The organism is Nonomuraea sp. bgisy101 (assembly GCF_057708945.1).
In genome coordinates this window covers 442,268-460,524 of sequence record NZ_JBYITD010000004.1, presented here as the reverse complement: position 1 = coordinate 460,524, position 18,257 = coordinate 442,268, and the positions used below count along the sequence as shown (strand labels likewise).

Sequence of the window (18,257 nt, the reverse complement as noted above, 5' to 3'; positions counted from 1 at the left end):
AATATGCGGATAACCTCATAGACGCCCCCCGGCCGGCTCGCGACGATAGGTGCTCATGGGTTCGAGGCTGATTGCCGGGTTCCTCGCGGCGATCGCCGCCGGGGGCGTGGTCGCAGGCGCGTTGCTGGAGTCGGGGCTGCCCGCTCCGCTGTCCCAGTGGGCGTTCATCGTCGTGGCCCTGCTCTGCCCCGCGCTGGGCTGGCTGCTGGCCGTCAGACGCCCGCGGATCCCCTACGGCTGGCTCCTGCTCGCCACGGCGGTGTGCCTGGGCCTCGGCGCCCTCGGCGCCGGCCTCTGGGTCAGGGCCGGGGCCGCCGCCGGGTTCGCGGGCGTGATCGGCGCCGCGATGTACGCCGTCTACTACGGGCTCAACTCGATCTTCGTCCCCTTGCTGTTCCCCGAGGGGCGGCTCCCGTCAGGACGCTGGCGGCCTGTCGCGTGGATCGGGGCCGCCGCGACCGTCACGCACGCGACCGGCATCACCCTGCTCGGCCCCCTGCCGCTGGGGGAGCCGCCGCCGCGCATGGCGGTCGCCGGCGCGATGGCCGGCCTCGGCCAGCTGACCGCGTGGCTCGTGGCCGTGATCGTGCTCGTGGGTGTGGTCGTGCGATGGCGGCGCAGCCGTCCTTCCGAACGCGGGCAGTACGCGTGGATGGTGGCCGGCGCGACGGCTAACCTGGCGGGCTTCGTCGCGCTGGTCGTCTTCCTCTTCGGCGGGCACACGAGCTGGGGCGTGGCCGGGCTGACCGGCTCCCTCGGCGCGCTGCCCGCCGCCGTCGCCGTCACCGTCCTGCGCCACCAGCTCCTCGACATCAGGATCGGCATCCGGGGCTCCAGGCTGCTCATGGTCTTCGACGTGCGGCCCACGGTCGGCGAGGTGCTCTCCCGCTTCGGCTCCGTCCTGGACGACAGCCCCGAGCCCGTCGAACTGCTCGGCAGGCTCGCCGCCGCCGTGCGCGCGGCGCTGAACACCACCTGGGCGGCGGTACGGCTGGCCGACGGCACCCGAGTCGTCGCGGGGTCCGAGGACGGGCCCGCCGCGCTCGTCGTCCCCGTCAGGGGCGGGCTCGGCCGGCTGGAGTGCGGCCCGAGAGCGTACGGCGAGCTCACCGCCGAGGACCGCCGCTTCCTCGAGGCGCTCGCCGTGCCCGCAGGGCTGGCCATCCAGAGCGAGGGCCTGGCCGCGCGCCTGGTCAACGCGCAGGAGGCGGAGCGCAGGCGCATCGAGCGCAACATCCACGACGGCGTCCAGCAGCAGCTCGTCGCCCTGATCGCGGGGCTCGAACTGGCCAGGGTCACGGGCGGCGGGCCGCGGATGCTCGCCGAACTGCGCGAGCAGGCCCGCCAGACCCTCGCCGACCTGCGCGAGCTGGCCGCCGGCATCCACCCGTCCTCGCTCGGCCAGGGCGGCCTCGTCAACGCGGTGGAGGAGCGCTGCGCGCGGCTGCCCGTGCCCACCAAGGTGAGCGCCGGCGAGGGACTGCGCGCCGCCCGCTTCACCGACGAGGTGGAGGGCGCCATGTACTTCACCGTCAGCGAAGCGGTGGCCAACGCGCTCAAGCACGCCGCCGCCACGCGGCTGGAGGTACGGCTGGCCCGCGAAGGCAACAGGCTGGTCGCCACCGTGGCCGACGACGGCAGGGGCTTCGATCCTGCGACGACGGCCAGGAGAGGCCTGGCCCCGCTGTCGGACCGGCTCCACGCTCTCGGCGGCAGGCTCGAGGTCGTCAGCGAGAAGGGGAAGGGGACACGGATGATGGCGTGGGTGCCGGTCGATGGCTGAGCCGCTGCGGACGGTCGTGGCGGACGATCACTACCTGGTGCGCGAGGGCACCAGGCGGCTGCTGGAGATGTCCGGCGAGATCGTGGTGGTGGGCGCCGTCGGCAACGCCGACGAGCTGCTCGACGCGGTGCGCAGGCTCACCCCCGACGTGGTCGTGACCGACATCAGGATGCCGGGAGGGCAGTGGAGGGCGGGCTTCGAGGGCATCGACGCCGCGCATCGCGTCCACGCCGAGCACCCGGGGGTGGGTGTGGTCGTGCTGTCGCAGTACTCCGACGCGCTGTTCGCCTTCGAGCTGTTCAAGCACGGCACCGAAGGGTTCGCCTATCTGCTGAAGGACAGGGTGGGCGACCTGGAGGAGCTGCTCGGCGCGATCAGGGCAGTCGCCTCGGGCGGCTCGGTGATCGACCCCAAGGTGGTGGAGGGGCTGCTGGCCAGGAGGGACGTGCGGGAGGAGCAGGAGGAGCTGACGCCGCGCGAGCGCGATGTGCTGCGCGAGATGGCAAGGGGGCGGTCGAACGGCGGCATCGCGCGGGCCCTGCATCTGTCGATCTCGTCGGTGGAGAAGAACGTCAACGCCATCTTCACCAAGCTGGGCCTGGAGAACAGCGCCGACGTCCACCGCCGCGTCGCCGCCGTTCTCGCCTACCTCGGACCCTGACCGCCCGTCTACTTCTTCAGAGCCGGTTGGTTGAAGGTCGCGGGGATGTCCAGGGAGCTCCACCGCGACACCGGCCACATGATCACGAAGGCCCTGCCCAGCACGTTGTCCACCGCGATCGTGCCGCCGCCCGGGTCGCCGATGTGGCCGCGCGAGTCGTAGGAGACCGACCTGTGGTCGCCCATGACCCACAGCCTGCCCTCCGGCACCGTGACCTTGAACTCCCTGTCGGAGGGCACGTCACCCGGGTACAGATAGCTCTTCTCGTCGAGCGGTACCCCGTTGACGGTGACGCGGCCCTTGGAGTCGCAGCACTCCACCTTGTCGCCCGCGACGCCGATGACGCGCTTGATGTAGTCCTTCTCACCCGGCACGAGGCCGAACAGCTCGCCGACCCAGCGCAGCGCGCCCGTCACCGGGTTGCTCGGCGCCTCGGTCACCACCTCGGGGTCCCACGAGTCCTCGCCGTTGAAGACGATGACGTCACCGCGCTCGATCTCGCGCGTGTGGTACACCAGCTTGTTCACCAGCACCCTGTCGTTGATCAGCAGGGTGTTCTCCATCGACTCCGAGGGGATGTAGAACGGCTGCACGATGAAGGTCTTGATGAGCAGGGCGAGACCGAGCGCCACGACGACGAGGATCGGCAGCTCCTTCCATGAGGAGCCTTTCTTCTTGCTCTTGCCGTCATCGGCACGTCGCTGCGCGTCCTTGGCCGTCACGTCCACCTCGTCCCCCCCGGAAGGCGCCTTCCGCGCCGTGGTCACTGATTCCATCATCGCTGATGGGACAGCTCAGCTTCCTGATCTCACGCCCAACAGTCAATTCGTATCCTCTCGTGTTCCGTGTCAAGTGGGCATACAGGGCACTGAATCAGGAGCCAATGCTCAGCGACTGTGGGAGATGACACGGGAAAGGCCCGTGGGCGCCGGTTCGCCCCCACGGGCCTGTTCCATGAGCTCGGTGCCGGGTCACGGCATACCCATGGCCGCGGCGGGCGAGGGAGGTTGTCCCGCCGGCGAGTCTTCGGTTGTCAGCGCAGCGCCGCCGCCTCGGCGGCGAGCTTCTCCACGCGTGCCCAGTCGCCCGAGGCCAGCGCGTCGGCAGGCGTGAGCCAGGTGCCGCCGACGCAGCCGACGTTCGGCAGCGCCAGGTAGTCGCGGGCGGTCTCCGGCCTGATCCCGCCCGTCGGGCAGAACCTGACGTCGGGCAGCGGGCCCGCCAGCGACTTGAGGTACGGCAGGCCGCCCGCGGCCTCGGCGGGGAAGAACTTGAGCTCGTCCAGCCCGCGCTCGGCCAGGGCCATGACCTCGGAAGCGGTCGCCGCACCAGGCAGGAAGGGTACCCCGGCGGCCACGAAGGCGTCCAACAGCGCGGGGGTCGTGCCCGGCGAGACCAGGAACCTCGCCCCCGACTCCACCGAGGCCGCGATGTCGGCGGAGGTCCTGATCGTGCCCGCCCCGACCACCGCGCCGGGGACCTCGGCCGCGATGCGCGCGATCGCCTCGAGCCCGCACGCCGTGCGCAGGGTGACCTCGATGACCGGCAGCCCGCCCGCCACCAGGGCGCGGGCCATCGGCACGGCGGTCTCCACGTCGTCGACGACGACGACGGGGATCACGGGGGCCAGGTCGAGCAGACTCATGGGACGAGCTCCTTCAGCGATTGCTGCGCCAGCCACGCGGCGGCGCCGGTGAGCGCCGGTTGCGGCGCGACGATCAGGGTGGTGGCGATGGCCGACAGATAGTCGACGAGCTGGGGCGTGGCCTCGAACCGGCGGCGGAAGTCGCTGGCGCGGACCCTGTCCACGATACGCGGCAGCACGCCACCGCCGAGGTAGACCCCGCCTCTCGCGCCGAGGGTGAGGGCCACGTTGCCGGCGAAGCTGCCGAGCATGCCGCAGAACACCTCGACCGTCTCCGCGCACAGCGAGTCGTCGAGCCTGGCCACGATGTCGGAGGCGCCGAGCGTGGGGGCCCGCACGCCGTTCACCACGGCCAGCGCGTCGTGCAGGCGCGTCAGCCCGGGGCCCGACAGCAGGTGCTCGGCCACCACGTGCGGCATGCCGCCCGCGCGCAGGACTCTGACGATCTCCAGCTCGCGGTCGTCGAGGATCGGCACCGTCACGTGGCCGCCCTCGCCGGGGACCGGCACCCAGCCGCGCTCGGCCGGCACCAGCCCCGCGACGCCCAGGCCCGTGCCGGGGCCGAGGACGGCCTTGACGCCGTCCACCGGCGCCGGGCCGCCCAGCGAGGCGAGGTCGTCGCCCTCCAGGTGCGGCAGCGACAGCGCGAGCGCCTCGAAGTCGTTCAGCAGCGTGGCGTACGGCACGCCGAGGTCGCGCACCGACCCCGTCCACGGCAGGTTGGTCAGGCGGTAGGAGTCGCCGTCGATCGGGCCCGCGACCGCCAGGCACGCGGCTCCCGGCCGCACTCCGCCCGCGTGGTCGGCGAGGTACGCGGCTACGGCTTCGGGAAGCGTGTCGTGGTCGGCGCCGGCCAGCACGGCGATCTCGGTGGGCGCGCCACCGGGCTCGATGACGAGGCCGAACCTGGCGTTGGTCCCGCCGATGTCGGCCACCAGCCACGGCAGGTCGAACATCCTCACCTCGCGCCCCCTCGGAACGCCTCGGGGAGCGCGGCGCCGTGGGCCGGGGTCACCCGGCGACCTCGGTGTGGGCGAAACCGGCGGGGGCCGCGAAGCCCAGCCCTGGACCGTGGGTGGCGGACTCGGCCCCGTTGACGCCGAAGACGCTCGCCCCGTGCTCGGCGTGCCCCGCCATCCTGCGGAACGCCGAGAACAGCTCACGCCCCGTCCCGACCCACTCCGCGTCGCTCAGCGCCCGCCCGTCGGGCGTGCGCCCCGACAGGTCGGCCAGCACGTCCAGCGTCCCCGCCGCCGAGTCGAGCCTGATCGGGTCGCCGTCACGGACCAGCGCGATGGGGCCGCCGTCGGCCGCCTCGGGCGACAGGTGGATCGCCGCGGGCACCTTGCCCGACGCGCCGGACATCCGCCCGTCGGTCACGATCGCCACCCGCTGCCCGCGGTCGAGCAGCACCGCCATCGGCGGGGTCAGCTTGTGCAGCTCGGGCATGCCGTTGGCGCTCGGCCCCTGGTAGCGGATCACCGCGACGAAGTCCTGGCCGTCCAGCTCGCCCGCCTCGAAGGCCCGCAGGAGCTGCAGCTGGTCGTCGAAGACGCGCGCGGGGGCCTCGATCACCAGGTGCTCGGGCTTGACCGCCGAGACCTTGCTGACCGCGCAGCCCAGGTTGCCGTCGACCATGTGGATGCCGCCGTCGGCGGAGAACGGCTCCGCGACGGGCCGCAGCACGTCGAGGTCGGCGCTGCCGGAGGTGCGCTCCTCCCAGACCAGCGCGTCCTCCTTCAGCGTGGGAGCGGACCTGTAGTGGTCCAGGCCCCTGCCCGCGATCGTCAGGACGTCGCCGTGCAGCAGGCCGTTGTCCAGCAGGTCGCCGATCAGCGCCTGCATGCCTCCCGCGTCGCGGAAGTGGTTCACATCGGCCTGGCCGTTGGGGTACATCTTCGTCAGCGAGGGCACGACCTTGGACAGCGCGGCCAGGTCGTCCCAGGTCAGGACGATGCCCGCGGCGGCCGCGATGGCCACCAGGTGCAGCGTGTGGTTGGTGGAGCCGCCGGTGGCCAGCAGCGCGACGCAGGCGTTGACGATCGCCTTCTCGTCGACGACCTCGCCCACGGGCGTGTACTCCGTGCCGTGCGCGGTGATCTCGACGGCCCGCGCGCCGGCCGCCTCGGTGAGGGCGTGCCGTAGCGGGGTGTGCGGGTTGACGAAGGTCGAGCCAGGCAGGTGCAGGCCCATGACCTCGATCATCACCTGGTTGGAGTTGGCGGTGCCGTAGAAGGTGCACGTGCCGGGGGAGTGGTAGGACTTCGACTCGGCGTCGAGCAGTTCGTCCCTGCCGACCTTGCCCTCGGCGAACAGCTGGCGGGTGCGCGCCTTGACCTTGTTCGGCAGCCCGGAGGTCATCGGTCCCGCGGGCACGAACACCGCGGGCAGGTGCCCGAAGTGCAGCGCGCCGATCAGCAGGCCCGGCACGATCTTGTCGCAGACGCCCAGCATGAGCGAGGCGTCGAACATGTCGTGCGACAGCGCGATCGCCGTCGCCATCGCGATCACGTCGCGGCTGTAGAGGGACAGCTCCATGCCCGCGCGGCCCTGCGTGATGCCGTCGCACATGGCCGGCACGCCGCCCGCGACCTGCGCGACGCCGCCGGCCCTGCGCACGGCCGTCTTCAGCTCTCCGGGGTAGGTCTCGTACGGCTGGTGCGCGCTGAGCATGTCGTTGTAACTGGTCACGATCGCGACGCCGGGCTTGGCCGCGCCTCTCAGCGCCGGCTTGTCCTCGGCCGAGGCCGCGGCGAATCCGTGGGCCAGGTTCGCGCACCCGAGGTGCGCGCGGGCCGGGCCGCGCGAGCGGGCCAGCTCGCCCTCGCGTCTGACGCGTTCCAGATAGACGGCACGGCTGGCGAGGGAGCGCTCGGCCACCCGCTCGGTCACCTGCTGGATAGTCGGATTCACTGTTCTACGCCTCCTCGTCGTGCCAGGCCCGGCCGCTGCGGCCGAGCAGTTCGTGGGCGCCCGCGGGACCGGTCGTCCCAGCGGGGTAGGGCTCGGGGAGTTCGGCGGACGACTCCCACGCGGCGAGGATCGGGTCGATCCACCGCCACGCGGCCTCGACCTCGTCGCGCCGCATGAACAGGGTGGGGTTGCCGCCGAGCACGTCGGACAGCAGCCGCTCGTACGCCTCGGGCACGCGCGCGGCGAACGTCTCGCCGAAGCTGAGCGACAGCGGCACCGGCTTCAGCAGGGTCTCGCCCGCGCCCGGCTCCTTGGCCATGATGTGCAGCTCGATGCCCTCCTCGGGCTGCAGCCGCAGCACGAGGCGGTTGGGCGTGCCGCCGGGGAAGATGGAGTGCGGCACGTCCTTGAACTGGATGACGATCTCCGAGCGCCGGTACGGCATGCGCTTGCCGGTCCGCAGGTAGAACGGCACGCCCGCCCAGCGCCAGTTCTTGACCTCGGCGCGGATCGCGGTGAACGTCTCGACCCTGCGCGAGGCCTCGGTCGTCGGAGTGGAGCCGGGCTCGTCGAGGTAGGAGGGCATGTCGCCGGCGCCGGTGTACTGGCCGCGAACGGTGAAGCGGTCCACCTCGGTGCCGACGATGGGCCGCAGCGACTGCAGCACCTTCACCTTCTCGTCGCGGATGGCCTCGCGGTCGTTGCGCGCGGGCGGTTCCATGGCGACCAGCGTCAGCAGCTGCAGCAGGTGGTTCTGCACCATGTCGCGCAGCGCGCCGGCCTGGTCGTAGTAGCCGCGGCGCCCCGGCGTGCCGACGGTCTCGGCCGCGGTGATCTGCACGTGGTCGATCCAGAGGGAGTTCCAGATCGGCTCGAGGAAGGCGTTGGCGAACCGCAGGACGAGCAGGTTCTGCACCGTCTCCTTCCCGAGGTAGTGGTCGATGCGGAAGATCTGCCGCTCGTCGAAGATCTCGCCGACCTCGTCGTTGATGCGCTGGGCGCTGACCAGGTCGCGGCCGAGCGGCTTCTCCAGCACCACGCGGGAGCGGGGCGTGACCAGCCCCGCCTCCTGCAGCTCCCTGCAGAACGGGCCGAAGGTCATCGGCGGGCTGGCCAGATAGAAGACCCTGTCCCTGTCCTCCTGCCCCGCCAGCATCTTCACCAGGCTGGACCAGCCGCCGCCGTCCTCACCGCCCACGTCGACCGACACGTGGTACAGGCGGCCGAGGAAGCGCTGCCAGGCGTCCGCGTCATCGGGCACGGCCGAGCGCACCTCGGCGTCGACCTTGCCGCGGAAGTCGGCGTCCGTCAGCCCGCCGCGCGACATCGCGATGACGCGCGTCTCGGGGGCGAGCCTGCCCTCGAGGTCGGAGTGGAACAAGGCGGGCAGCAGCTTGCGCATCGACAGGTCGCCGGTGCCGCCGAAGACGACCAGATCGGCGGTGTGACAGGTGGGGGACAACACGGCTGGACTCCGATGATCTACCAAGGAAGGACAGAACGGACATTAGCCAGAGTTCGGGGAGTACACAAGCGGGCTTTTGCTATTTGAGATGACAAAGTCTCGACTTTTCATTACCTAACTGTCTGTGATTCACTTGGCCGATGCCCAGACGTACCGCAGCCACGCTCGCCACCAGCGGGGAGGTCCTCGACCTCATCCGCACGGGTGAAGCCGTCACGCGAGCGGACCTGGGGCGGGTGACGGGCCTGTCGCGACCCGCGGTGTCACTGCGGGTCGGCGAGCTGCTCGAGCGAGGCCTGGTCGTCGAGCGGGCCGACGCGCCCTCCACGGGCGGGCGGCCTCCTGTCCGGCTGGAGTTCAACGCGGCGGGCGGCGTGGTGCTGGTGGCCGCGCTCGGCGCGAGCCGTACCAGGGTGGCCGTGTGCGACCTGGCGGGCCGCGAGCTGGCCGGCCGCGAGTTCGTCATCGACGTGGAGCAGGGTCCTGACGTGGTGCTGCCGCTGCTCATGGACACCTGGGACGAGCTGCTCGAAGGCTGCGGCGGCGGCCCGGTCAAGGGCGTGGGCATGGGTGTGCCCGCGACCGTCGAGTTCGCCGCAGGGCGGACGGAGTCGGCCAGGGTTATGGCGAGCTGGACCGGCGTGGTGATCCCCCCGCTGATCCGCGAGCGCTACCCCGTGCCCGTCTTCGTCGACAACGACGTGAACGTCCTGGCCATCGGGGAGCACCGCGGCGTCTACGCCGAGGAGACCGGCGACCTGATGTTCGTGAAGATCTCCACCAGGATCGGCGCCGGCGTCATCGCGGGCGGCGAGATCCTGCGCGGCGCGCTCGGCGCGGCGGGGGAGATCGGCCACATCCCCGTGCGCGACGGAGGTGGCGTGCTGTGCAGGTGCGGCAACGTCGACTGCGTCGACTCGGTGGCCAGCGGCACCGCCCTGCTCCGCGACCTGAGCGCGGCCGGGCGCGACGTGAAGACCATCGCGGACGTGACCGCGCTGGTGCGCGCGGGCGACGCGGGGACGATGGCGATCGTGCGTGAGGCGGGCCGCAGGATCGGCGAGGTGATAGCGGGCGCGGTCAACATCCTCAACCCCGCCGTGGTCGTGCTCGGCGGCGACGTGGCCGAGGCGTTCGGACCGCTGGTGTCGAGCATCCGCGAGGTCGTCTACCGCCGCTCCACCGCGCTCGCCACCCGCCGGCTGCGGATCGAGACCAGCAGGCTGGGCGCGGCGGCGGGCATCAGCGGATGCGCGGTGATGGTGCTCGACCACGTCCTGTCCCCTGACGCCGTGGACGAGACGCTGACGAACCGCCTGCCGCGCTGACGCGGGCAGGATCCGCCGGGCGCCGCTGCGCCCTCAGAAGCCACCGCCCCCCTCAGAAGCCGCCCCCTCGGAAGCCGTCGACCTCAGAAGCCGTCATCCTGCTGACGGCCGGAGTCGCCGACCTCCTTGAGATCGGTGTCGCTACGGATCAGCTTCTTCGGCCGCTTGGGCTTCTTCGTCCGCCGCGGCGGCTGGGGGGCCGCCGTGGTCGCCTCGATCAGTCCAGGCACGGGCGGCCTCGCGGCGGCCGACATGTCGGGGCTCTCGGTCGGCGTGGCAGGGGGGACCATGCCGGGGCTGCGCATCGCCTTGGTCCTGGCGGGTGACGACGCGGGCGAGGACGTGGGAGCGGAGGGGTGGGTGTTCTGCGTCGCGAGCGGCAGGGGCGCCTCACGCGCGCCGGAGGGCCGCTCGGTCGATCGGGGGGTGCTGCTCACCGAGTGCGTGGCGGCGGGGCGCTCGGCGGGCGAGGGCGGCTCGGCCTCGCCCTGAGCCCTCCACGGCCCAGGTGAGGGCAGGGATCCGCCTATGAGGATCGCCGAGAACGCCAGCATCATCGTGCCGGCGAGAGCCGCGATGGTCATCATGGCGCGCTCGCGCCGCCCGGTATCGCTCACGACATGCATGGTAGGCGAGCCGCCGAGCGCGTGGATCAAGCATGCCCGCCCTCGTGGAGAGTTGGCGGCGGTCGCGGGCGGCCTGGGCGGGGCGGCAGGGGGCGGCGGCTCAGCAGGTGCAGAGGATGGCCCTGAGCGCGGTTTCCAGGCACAGTCCGGTGCCCGCGGGCACCGGCCACGGGAAGCGCACCAGCGCGGGATCGTCGTCTCCGAGCCTGACCGTCGCGCCGTACCTGTCGAGCTCCCACAGCCACGCCGACTCGGCCGGCAGCCCGAGCAGCCGCCCGACGCCCGCCGCCAGCTGCGGCCGGTGCGAGCCGTTGACGTGGGCCAGCACCTGCTCGGCCACCTCGGCCAGGGGGTCGGGCGACGCGTCCAGGTACTCGTCGGCGTCCAGCGTGCCGGACTCCTCGCCCGTCAGGTAGACCACCTGGCCGACGTCGAGGCGCAGCAACCGGGGCGCCTCCGGCGAGCCATGCCGCTCCAGGGCCTCGAACAGGCCCTCGTCGGCGCTGTGCGCGGAGATCGCCACCGCGGCCTCCCGCGCCTCGTCCTCGGGCACGGCCTCGGCCCACCCCTGGACCTCGATCAGCCCACGAGGGTGCTCCACCTCGCCGAGCCGCCGCGTCGCGGCCAGGCTCACCGACACGACCGCGTCGCCGCGTAGCCCGTGCAGTACCTCGCCGGGCCTGACGAGGAGGACGGGGCGCCCGCGAGAGTCGGCGGCGCCGCTCACAGGGCATCGGACGCCGTCGACGACCAGCTGCGCGGCCCGCGACGTCGCGGCCAGGGTGCGGATCCGTTCGGGCAGCGGAGGGGCGGCCAGAGGCATGGCGTCTCCTTGAGATCTACGACAAATATAGGTTAGGCTTCCCTAAGTAAGGATTACCTAATCACATCGAGGTGAACGTGCGCTACACCGGCCCGAAGGTGCGACTGTCCCGACGCGCGGGCGTTCCGCTGACCAAGAAAGCCGTCCGCTATTTCGAGCAGCGCCCCTACCCGCCGGGCGAGCACGGCCGCAAGACCAACCGCCGCAGCACCGGCGACTACGGCCTGCGGCTGATGGAGAAGCAGAAGCTGCGCTGGTACTACGACGTCTCCGAGCGCCAGCTGCGCCGCTACTGGGACCTGGCCGTGCGCAAGTCGGGCGCCTCGGGCGCCGAGCTGGTCGTGCTGCTGGAGAGCCGCCTGGCCTCGCTCGTGCTCCGCGCGGGCCTCGCGCCCTCGATCTACGCCGCCAGGCAGTACGTCGCCCACGGCCACATCACCGTCGACGGCCGCAAGGTGGACATCCCCAGCTACCTGGTCAAGCCGGGACAGGTCGTTTCCGTGCGCGAGCGCTCGCGCAGGATGCAGCCGTTCGTGGCCGCGGCCGAGGGCGTCCACGCCGACGAGCGGATCGCCGCCTACCTGAGCGTCGACCACGCCGACCTGACCTTCACGCTGGCCGCCAGGCCCGAGCGCGAGCAGATCGCGGTACCCGTCGACGAGCAGCTCGTGGTGGAGTTCTACTCTCGTTAGCCGTGAATCACACGGACGAACGCCACGCCAGCTGGCTCGAGCTCTTCTTCGACCTGGTGGTCGTGGTGGCGGTCGCGCAGTTAGCGCACCGCCTGCACCACCCGACGTGGGCCGTTCTGGCCCTCTTCGCGGTTCTGTACTACGCGGTGTGGAGCGTGTGGACCTCGCTCACGCTCTACTCCAACGTCGAGGCGGACAGGGCCCGCACCCGCAGCATGCTGATCGGGATGTTCTGCATCGCGGTCATGGCCGCGGCCGCACCGCACGTCGCCGACAACCTCCCAGGAGAGCCGGGCACGCACGACACCGCCTTCGTGCTCGCCTACGTCATCTGCAGGATCAGCGCCTCCAGGTCGCTGCAGGCGACGGGGGCGGTCATCACCGCCTGGCCCGCCGCCCAGCTCGGCATCGGCCTCGGCCCGTGGATCGGGTCGCTGTTCGTCGACGATCCGCTGTGGCGCTATCTCATGTGGGGCATCGGCATGGCGCTCGACGTCGTCTTCACCGTGATCCAGGCGCGCAATCCCGAACGGCTCGTCGACGAGATGCGGCAGCACCATGCGCGCCTCCAGGCCCGCGAACTGCGCCGCGGCGGTGCCCTCCGGCGGATCGAGGCGCCCGCGGCGGCCGTCCTGCACACCGCGCACCTGGGGGAGCGGCTGGGGCTGTTCGTGATCATCGTGCTCGGCGAGGCGGTGATGCAGGTGGTCATGGCCGCCTCGGGTCAGGAGGAGTGGGGGCAGAGTCTCGTGCTGGCGGCCCTCGCCGGGTTCGGGCTGATCGTGTGCCTGTGGTGGCTCACCCTCCACTACGGCCTGAGTGCCGTACCGGAGGCCGGCGAGCAGGGGCTCAAGCCGTACCTGCTGCTGCCGGCCCACTTCGTCATGACCGCCTCGATCACCACGGTCGCCGCCGGCCTCGGCCTGGTGGCCGAGCACACCGAGGGTCACGTGCCCGACGGGATCCGCTGGCTGCTGTGCGGCGGCGTCGCGGCCTACTTCGCGGTCTCGACCCTGCTCGGCGTCTTCGCCAAGGCGGGGCGGCGGTGGATCCTGCTGTGGGCGATGCCCACGGTCGTGGCGCCGCTGCTCGCGGGGCTGCTGGCCGGGCCGCTGCCGGGCTGGGGTCTTGTCGCCCTCATGCTGGCCATCGCACTGTGGCGGGTGATCTACAAGCCTCCCGCGCCGGCCGCCGGCCCGGTCCTGCCGGCCTAGCCGGGCGAGCCGACGCCCATCTCCTCGCGCAGCAGCCTGACCTCCGCCCGCAGCGCCGCCAGCTCGGACATGATCGCCTGGGTGGCGTTGGCCGAGGTCTCCTCCACGACCTCGCTCAGCGCCTCCTCTTCGGCGTGCTTCTCGTCGTCCATGGCGCTCACCACGACCGCCATGAAGAGGTTCAGCACCACGAAACTGCAGATCAGGATGAAGACGACGAAGAAGATCCAGGCCGAGGGGTGCGAGGCCATGACCTCGCGGGCGATGTCAGGCCACGCCTCGCCCGTCATGGTCTGGAACAGCGTGAACAGCGAGACGGGCAGCGAGCCGAAGTACTCCGGCGCGGTCGTGCCGTAGAGCTTGGTGGCCATGACGCCGCCGACGTACAGCACGAGCGTGAGCAGCACCACGATCGAGCTCATCCCCGGCATCGCCGCCAGCAGCGCGTTGACCACCCGCCGCAGGCTCGGCACGACGGACACCAGGCGCAGTACCCGCAGGACGCGCAGCGCGCGCAGCACCGACAGGCCGCCCGTGGCGGGCAGGACGGCGACGGCGACGATGACGGTGTCGAAGATGTTCCACGGGTCGCGGACGAAGCGCCCGCGGTGGACGTAGACCTTGGCGAGCAGTTCGGCGACGAAGACGTACAGCGCCGCGTGGTCGACCGCGCCCAGCACGGGCCCGGCGCTCTCCATGGCCCAGGGGACGGTCTCCAGGCCCAGGGTGACCGCGTTGATCAGGATGACGGCGATGACGAATCGCTGGAAGCGGGGGCTCTCGATGATCAGACGAGCGCGCTCGCGCACAGAGGAACTCCTTGTGAGGGTGGTACGTGAGCAGACCCCCATGAGGGATGGGGGTGGACGTCCCGTGGACGGTCAGTCAACGGGCGTCAGCCTGAAGACGCGCAGGTGCCTGCCGGACTTGACGGTGTAGCGGTCGTAGACCGGCCACTGGGCGACCAGCCCCGGCCAGACGCGCTCCCGCTCCTCGCCCTCCAGCAGCCTGGCCACGACGGCGACCCGCGCGCCCCTGAAGCTGACGACGGCCTCGGGCGTCCTGAGCAGGTTGCCGCTCCAGGCGGGGTGATGGTCCCTGCCGAAGTTGCTGCCCACGATCAGGAAGGCGCCGCCGGGCTCGGGCAGGCAGGCCAGCGGCGTCTGCCTCGCCTGCCCCGTCTTGGCGCCGGTCGTGGTGAGCACGAGCGTGGGGATCATCTTGTCGCTGATCGGGCGGCCTCGGGTGACCTTGTGGACCAGGCGGTCCATCGCGGGGACGATCTTCGGGCCGACCTTCATGAAGGCGTCGGTGCCGGCCAGCCACTGGAAGAACGGCTTGAGCCGCTCAATGATCGTCACATTCGCACACAGTAGTCCGAGATTCCGCGTTCCAGAAGATCGAAGGCGCGCTCCGCCTGTGATCTGAGGAGGGGGATGATCTCCGCCCAGCTCTCGCCCGCGAGCTTGCGCGCGATCGCGTGGCGCGACAGCAGGCGCGTGGCGTCCATGATCTGCGCGGCGACCAGATCGGGCGTCAGGTCGTCGGGGTCGGCGTCCGACTCCTCGGCCAGCGTCCTCGCCAGGCGCTGGGTCTGCTCGTGCTCGAGTTCCCTGAAGCGCGCCATGAGCGAGGGGCTCTCACCCACGATGCGGCCGAAGACGTCGGAGCCCTCGTTGAGGCCGTAACGCCAGTCGCGCTGCTCGATGGCCTCCAAGAAGTCGCGGCGGAAGGCGGCCACGGCGCTCTCGCCGCTCCGCCGCTCGCGTACGACCCTGCTCTGCAGTTCCTCGACCTCCTCGCGCCGGTCGAGGAACAGGTCCTCCTTGGTGCCGAAGTAGTTGAAGACCGTGTTGACGGACACGTCGGCGGCCCTGGCCACCTCGGCCACCGTGACCTGCTCGAACCCGCGCATCATGAACAGCCCCATCGCCATGTCGGCGATGCGCTGCCTGGTCTCTCGCTTCTTGCGCTCCCGCAGCCCCTCTTCCATGTGGACATGCTACAAGGTTGCAGTGACTCTAAAAATGTGGCTACTCTAAAAATGTGATCGATGTATCCGGTCTGACCAAGACCTTCAAGAACGGCGTGAACGCCGTCGACGGCGTCGACTTCTCCGTCGCGCCGGGCGAGATCGTCGGCTTCCTCGGCCCCAACGGGGCAGGCAAGACCACGACCATGCGCATGCTGACGACCCTCCTGCCCCCTACTTCGGGCAGGGCCACCATCGCTGGACACGACCTGCTGACGGACCCCCGCGGCGTGCGGCGCAGCATCGGCTACGTCTCGCAGGGCGGCGGCATCAACCCCGTCAACCCCCTCGGTGACGAGCTCGAACTCCAGGCCATGCTGTACGGCATGAGCCGCGCCGAGGCCCGCGAGCGCATCGCGCAGACGCTGGAGACCCTCCAGCTGACCGGCATGGAGAGCATGCCGGGCGGGGCGCTGTCCGGCGGTCAGCGGCGCCGCTTCGACATCGCCTTCAGCCTGCTGCACCGCCCGTCCGTGCTCTTCCTCGACGAGCCGAGCACCGGCCTCGACCCGCAGAGCAGGGCGGGACTGTGGGATCACATCCGCTCGCTCGGCCTCACCGTCTTCATCTCCACGCACTACCTGGAGGAGGCGGAGGCGCTCTGCGACCGGCTGCTCATCATCGACAGCGGCAGGATCGCCGCCCACGGCAGCCCCGCGGAGCTGAAAGGCGACCGCACGCTGATCGAGGCGTTCATGGAGATCGCGTCATGAGGGACACCTGGCTGATCTTCCGGCACGACGCCCGCATCATGCTCCGCCACAAGCTGGGCATCCTCATCTCGGCCGCCCAGCCGCTGTTCTTCCTGGTGCTGTTCGGGCCGATCTTCGCGACCTTCGGCACGTGGGAGACGCTGGTCCCCGGCCTGATCATCCAGCTCGGGCTGCTCAGCGCGGGCCTGGCGGGGTTCGGGGTGGTCTTCGACTGGCGCTCGGGCGTGCTCGAACGGCTCAGGGTGACCCCGGCGAGCCGCCTGTCCCTGCTGCTCGGCCGGGTGCTCACCAACGCCTTCACACTGGTGATCCAGACCGTGCTGCTCGTCGCCGTCGCCTACGCCCTCGGCCTGCGGTCCCCCCTCCCCGGCGTGATCGCCGCACTGCTCCTGGTGATCGTGCTCGGCGTGAGCCTGGCGGCGCTGTCCTACGCGGCGGCGATGCGGTTGAACGAGCACCTGTTCGCGCCGGTCATGATGACGGCGGTGTGGCCGCTGATGCTGCTGTCCGGCACGTTCCTGCCGATGTCGATGGCGCCGGCCTGGCTGAACACGCTCTCGTACGCCAGCCCGTTCCGCTATGTGCTCGAGGCCATGCGCGAGCTGTTCGCCGGGCGGTACACGACCGGCACGGTCGGGCTCGGCGTGCTGGTCGTGGCGGTCTTCGCGGCGATCAGCCTGACGGTCGGCAACAGGGTCTTCAGTCGCGCGAACGCCTAGGCGGGCCGTAGGGCTCGATCCTGGGGTCGGAGAAGGGCGGACCGGCCGTGCGGCCCGCCTCCTCCGTGACGCGCAGCCCGTACAGATCCTGGTCGGGGTCGATGAGGACCAGGCCGTAGCCGGTGTCGACATCCTCCTCCGACAGGTGAAGCCGCTCGATCGCGTCGGCGAGCGTCGCGTCCCGCGGCAGCCGTACCGTGATCAGGACGTGGCGGCGCTCGCCGCCCTCGGACCCGGACTGCTCCATGGGGTCAGGCTACGCGCTTGGCCCTTCGCTGCAGCGCGGCGAGGATGCCGGCGGCGTCGACGACGCCGTAGCCGTAGTCGAAGTCGTAGCCGACCTCGCTGCGGTCCTCGGCGGTACGGCGCAGCAGCGAGCGCAGCTGGCTCGGCGAAAGGCGGGAGGCGGGCCAGTGGGTGCGGATCGCCGCCACCAGGCCCGCGGCCACCGGGCAGGCCGCCGAGGTGCCCGAGTCGGGCTCGCCGTCGCCGAACGCCTTCGACCCCGAGAAGTGGGTGAAGGCGCACACGTCGGGCTTGCGGGCGGTCAGCCGTCCCGGGCCCTGCGAGGAGTAGCCGACCCGCTCGCCGCTGATGTCGACGCCGCCGATCGACAGCGCCCTCGGGTGGGAGTTGGCGCCGACGATCGGCCGGTCGGGATAGGCGCACCTGCCGTCCTTGCAGTCGCGGCCGCAGTTGCCCGCCGCGAACAGCACGTCGGCGCCCGCCCTCTCGAGCGAGGCGACGATCAGGTTGAACGGGTGGGCGGCGTTGTCGGAGTAGTTGCCCGGATGCCCGGGAGGAAAGTCCCACCGCGGGGAGAACGAGCCCCACGAGTTGCTGATCACCAGCGCCCTGGTGTCGGCGGGCTGGGCCTCGAGCACGGTCCTCAGGTGCGCGAAGGCGGCCACCGCGTCCGACAGCAGCCCGTCGAGCGCCGACCCTCCGGGGCGGCTGGACAGCAGCACGGGAATGTCGATCAGCGACGCCTGCGGCGCGCCGATCAACGTGTCGAACGCGCACATCGTCCCGTGGTCGACCTCGAACTCGCCGGGCCGGCCTGAGACGCTGGAGGGGTTCCAGCTGCGCTCGGCGTCGAGGTTGACGCCCCTGCCCAGATGCCTGGCCACGTGCGCGGCGTTGATGCCCGTGTCGAGGACGGCGAGCGCCACACCCGAGCCGTCGAGCCCCTCCGAGTGCAGGGCGGCGACGCTCAGCAGCCGCTCGACGTCGCGCCAGTCACCGACGGGCGCGTCGCCGCCACACGTGAGGCTCGACTCGATGACAGGGTCGGCGTAGACCCCGACGACGTCGGAGCGCATCGTGGGCAGCAACGCGCTCCTCGTGGCCAGCTCGTCATCGGCGATCTCGCCCCGCACGAGCACCGAGGCGTCCTCGGCGGCCAGCGAGAAGTCGAGCGGCTGGTCGAGCGAGAGCGGGTCGGCGCCGGGGGCGGGAACAGGACGGGGAACCGCCACGGGAACGAAAGAAGGGTCGAGCACCACACCAGGGAGGCCGTCGGCGACGTCGGCGGTGGTGGCGATCCGCTCGGGGTCGGCGACCGCCGCCACGAGATCGGGGGATGGACGGAGCTGGATGAGCACGCGCATGGAGGATCACCGAATTCTGCTGGAGGGAATGAA

The 18,257-nt window shown here is 71.4% G+C and carries 19 protein-coding genes; 7 read left to right on the top strand and 12 right to left on the bottom strand.

From position 1 onward, the window contains the following. Window positions 1–55 precede the first annotated feature (55 nt). Window positions 56–1,783, top strand: coding sequence for a sensor histidine kinase (locus AC3EO4_RS10605; RefSeq protein WP_431895092.1), 1,728 nt, complete (start codon window positions 56–58; stop codon window positions 1,781–1,783). Then, window positions 1,776–2,444 (top strand): response regulator transcription factor, encoded by a 669-nt coding sequence (locus tag AC3EO4_RS10600; RefSeq protein ID WP_379574498.1) that lies wholly within the window; start codon window positions 1,776–1,778, stop codon window positions 2,442–2,444. Before AC3EO4_RS10605 ends, AC3EO4_RS10600 begins: the two co-directional genes overlap by 8 nt. Window positions 2,445–2,452: 8 nt before the next feature. Here AC3EO4_RS10600 and lepB read toward each other — a convergent pair whose 3' ends face one another. The 5 genes from lepB to zwf form a co-directional block, all read right to left on the bottom strand. After that, entirely contained in the window at window positions 2,453–3,211 is a 759-nt protein-coding gene (gene lepB, locus AC3EO4_RS10595; RefSeq protein ID WP_379574499.1) for a signal peptidase I, read from the bottom strand. A gap of 266 nt (window positions 3,212–3,477) precedes the next feature. After that, on the bottom strand, window positions 3,478–4,089 hold the full coding sequence (gene eda / locus AC3EO4_RS10590) for a bifunctional 4-hydroxy-2-oxoglutarate aldolase/2-dehydro-3-deoxy-phosphogluconate aldolase (protein WP_379574500.1): 612 nt from the start codon (window positions 4,087–4,089) through the stop codon (window positions 3,478–3,480). Then, window positions 4,086–5,045 (bottom strand): glucokinase, encoded by a 960-nt coding sequence (locus AC3EO4_RS10585; protein WP_379574581.1) that lies wholly within the window; start codon window positions 5,043–5,045, stop codon window positions 4,086–4,088. The genes eda and AC3EO4_RS10585 overlap by 4 nt, the downstream gene beginning before the upstream one ends. A 55-nt stretch (window positions 5,046–5,100) precedes the next feature. Continuing rightward, window positions 5,101–7,002 (bottom strand): phosphogluconate dehydratase, encoded by a 1,902-nt coding sequence (gene edd / locus AC3EO4_RS10580; protein ID WP_379574501.1) that lies wholly within the window; start codon window positions 7,000–7,002, stop codon window positions 5,101–5,103. Between the two features lie 4 nt (window positions 7,003–7,006). Beyond that, window positions 7,007–8,467: a glucose-6-phosphate dehydrogenase gene (zwf, locus tag AC3EO4_RS10575; protein WP_431895090.1), complete on the bottom strand. Its 1,461-nt coding sequence runs from the start codon at window positions 8,465–8,467 to the stop codon at window positions 7,007–7,009. A gap of 140 nt (window positions 8,468–8,607) precedes the next feature. Here zwf and AC3EO4_RS10570 point away from each other — a divergent pair, with 140 nt between their 5' ends. Further along, on the top strand, window positions 8,608–9,795 hold the full coding sequence (locus tag AC3EO4_RS10570; protein ID WP_379574503.1) for an ROK family transcriptional regulator: 1,188 nt from the start codon (window positions 8,608–8,610) through the stop codon (window positions 9,793–9,795). Between the two features lie 83 nt (window positions 9,796–9,878). Here the strand turns inward: AC3EO4_RS10570 and AC3EO4_RS10565 are convergent, their stop codons facing one another. Together AC3EO4_RS10565 and AC3EO4_RS10560 are read right to left on the bottom strand one after the other, a co-directional pair. Then, window positions 9,879–10,412: a hypothetical protein gene (locus AC3EO4_RS10565; RefSeq protein ID WP_379574504.1), complete on the bottom strand. Its 534-nt coding sequence runs from the start codon at window positions 10,410–10,412 to the stop codon at window positions 9,879–9,881. A 109-nt stretch (window positions 10,413–10,521) separates the two neighbouring features. Continuing rightward, the gene (locus AC3EO4_RS10560; RefSeq protein WP_431895089.1) at window positions 10,522–11,244 is read right to left on the bottom strand and encodes a DUF2470 domain-containing protein; all 723 of its coding nucleotides are present in this window, start codon (window positions 11,242–11,244) and stop codon (window positions 10,522–10,524) included. A 77-nt stretch (window positions 11,245–11,321) separates the two neighbouring features. Here AC3EO4_RS10560 and rpsD point away from each other — a divergent pair, with 77 nt between their 5' ends. Together rpsD and AC3EO4_RS10550 are read left to right on the top strand one after the other, a co-directional pair. Beyond that, window positions 11,322–11,936, top strand: a complete 615-nt coding sequence (gene rpsD / locus AC3EO4_RS10555; RefSeq protein WP_379574582.1) for a 30S ribosomal protein S4 — start codon at window positions 11,322–11,324, stop codon at window positions 11,934–11,936. Window positions 11,937–11,938: 2 nt separating this feature from the next. Next, complete coding sequence (locus AC3EO4_RS10550) at window positions 11,939–13,150, top strand: low temperature requirement protein A (protein WP_431895087.1); 1,212 nt, start codon at window positions 11,939–11,941, stop codon at window positions 13,148–13,150. Here AC3EO4_RS10550 and AC3EO4_RS10545 read toward each other — a convergent pair. The 3 genes from AC3EO4_RS10545 to AC3EO4_RS10535 form a co-directional block, all read right to left on the bottom strand. Continuing rightward, window positions 13,147–13,959, bottom strand: a complete 813-nt coding sequence (locus AC3EO4_RS10545) for an ion transporter (RefSeq protein WP_379574507.1) — start codon at window positions 13,957–13,959, stop codon at window positions 13,147–13,149. The two genes, AC3EO4_RS10550 and AC3EO4_RS10545, sit on opposite strands and share 4 nt — an antisense overlap. A gap of 72 nt (window positions 13,960–14,031) precedes the next feature. Continuing rightward, complete coding sequence (locus tag AC3EO4_RS10540; protein WP_379574508.1) at window positions 14,032–14,511, bottom strand: nitroreductase family deazaflavin-dependent oxidoreductase; 480 nt, start codon at window positions 14,509–14,511, stop codon at window positions 14,032–14,034. Further along, the gene (locus AC3EO4_RS10535; RefSeq protein ID WP_431895084.1) at window positions 14,508–15,143 is read right to left on the bottom strand and encodes a TetR/AcrR family transcriptional regulator; all 636 of its coding nucleotides are present in this window, start codon (window positions 15,141–15,143) and stop codon (window positions 14,508–14,510) included. Before AC3EO4_RS10535 ends, AC3EO4_RS10540 begins: the two co-directional genes overlap by 4 nt. 53 nt (window positions 15,144–15,196) lie before the next feature. On the opposite strand from AC3EO4_RS10535, the gene AC3EO4_RS10530 reads away from it, so the two are divergent. Next, window positions 15,197–15,895, top strand: a complete 699-nt coding sequence (locus AC3EO4_RS10530) for an ABC transporter ATP-binding protein (protein WP_431895083.1) — start codon at window positions 15,197–15,199, stop codon at window positions 15,893–15,895. Beyond that, window positions 15,892–16,614, top strand: a complete 723-nt coding sequence (locus AC3EO4_RS10525) for an ABC transporter permease (protein WP_379574512.1) — start codon at window positions 15,892–15,894, stop codon at window positions 16,612–16,614. The genes AC3EO4_RS10530 and AC3EO4_RS10525 overlap by 4 nt, the downstream gene beginning before the upstream one ends. On the opposite strand, the gene AC3EO4_RS10520 is transcribed toward AC3EO4_RS10525, so the two are convergent. Beyond that, window positions 16,595–16,861 carry a hypothetical protein gene (locus AC3EO4_RS10520; RefSeq protein WP_379574513.1) on the bottom strand — a complete coding sequence of 89 codons (267 nt, stop codon included), beginning with the start codon at window positions 16,859–16,861 and terminating at the stop codon, window positions 16,595–16,597. The genes AC3EO4_RS10525 and AC3EO4_RS10520 overlap by 20 nt on opposite strands. Window positions 16,862–16,865: 4 nt before the next feature. Beyond that, window positions 16,866–18,224 (bottom strand): S8 family peptidase, encoded by a 1,359-nt coding sequence (locus AC3EO4_RS10515; protein WP_431895080.1) that lies wholly within the window; start codon window positions 18,222–18,224, stop codon window positions 16,866–16,868. Window positions 18,225–18,257 lie beyond the last annotated feature (33 nt).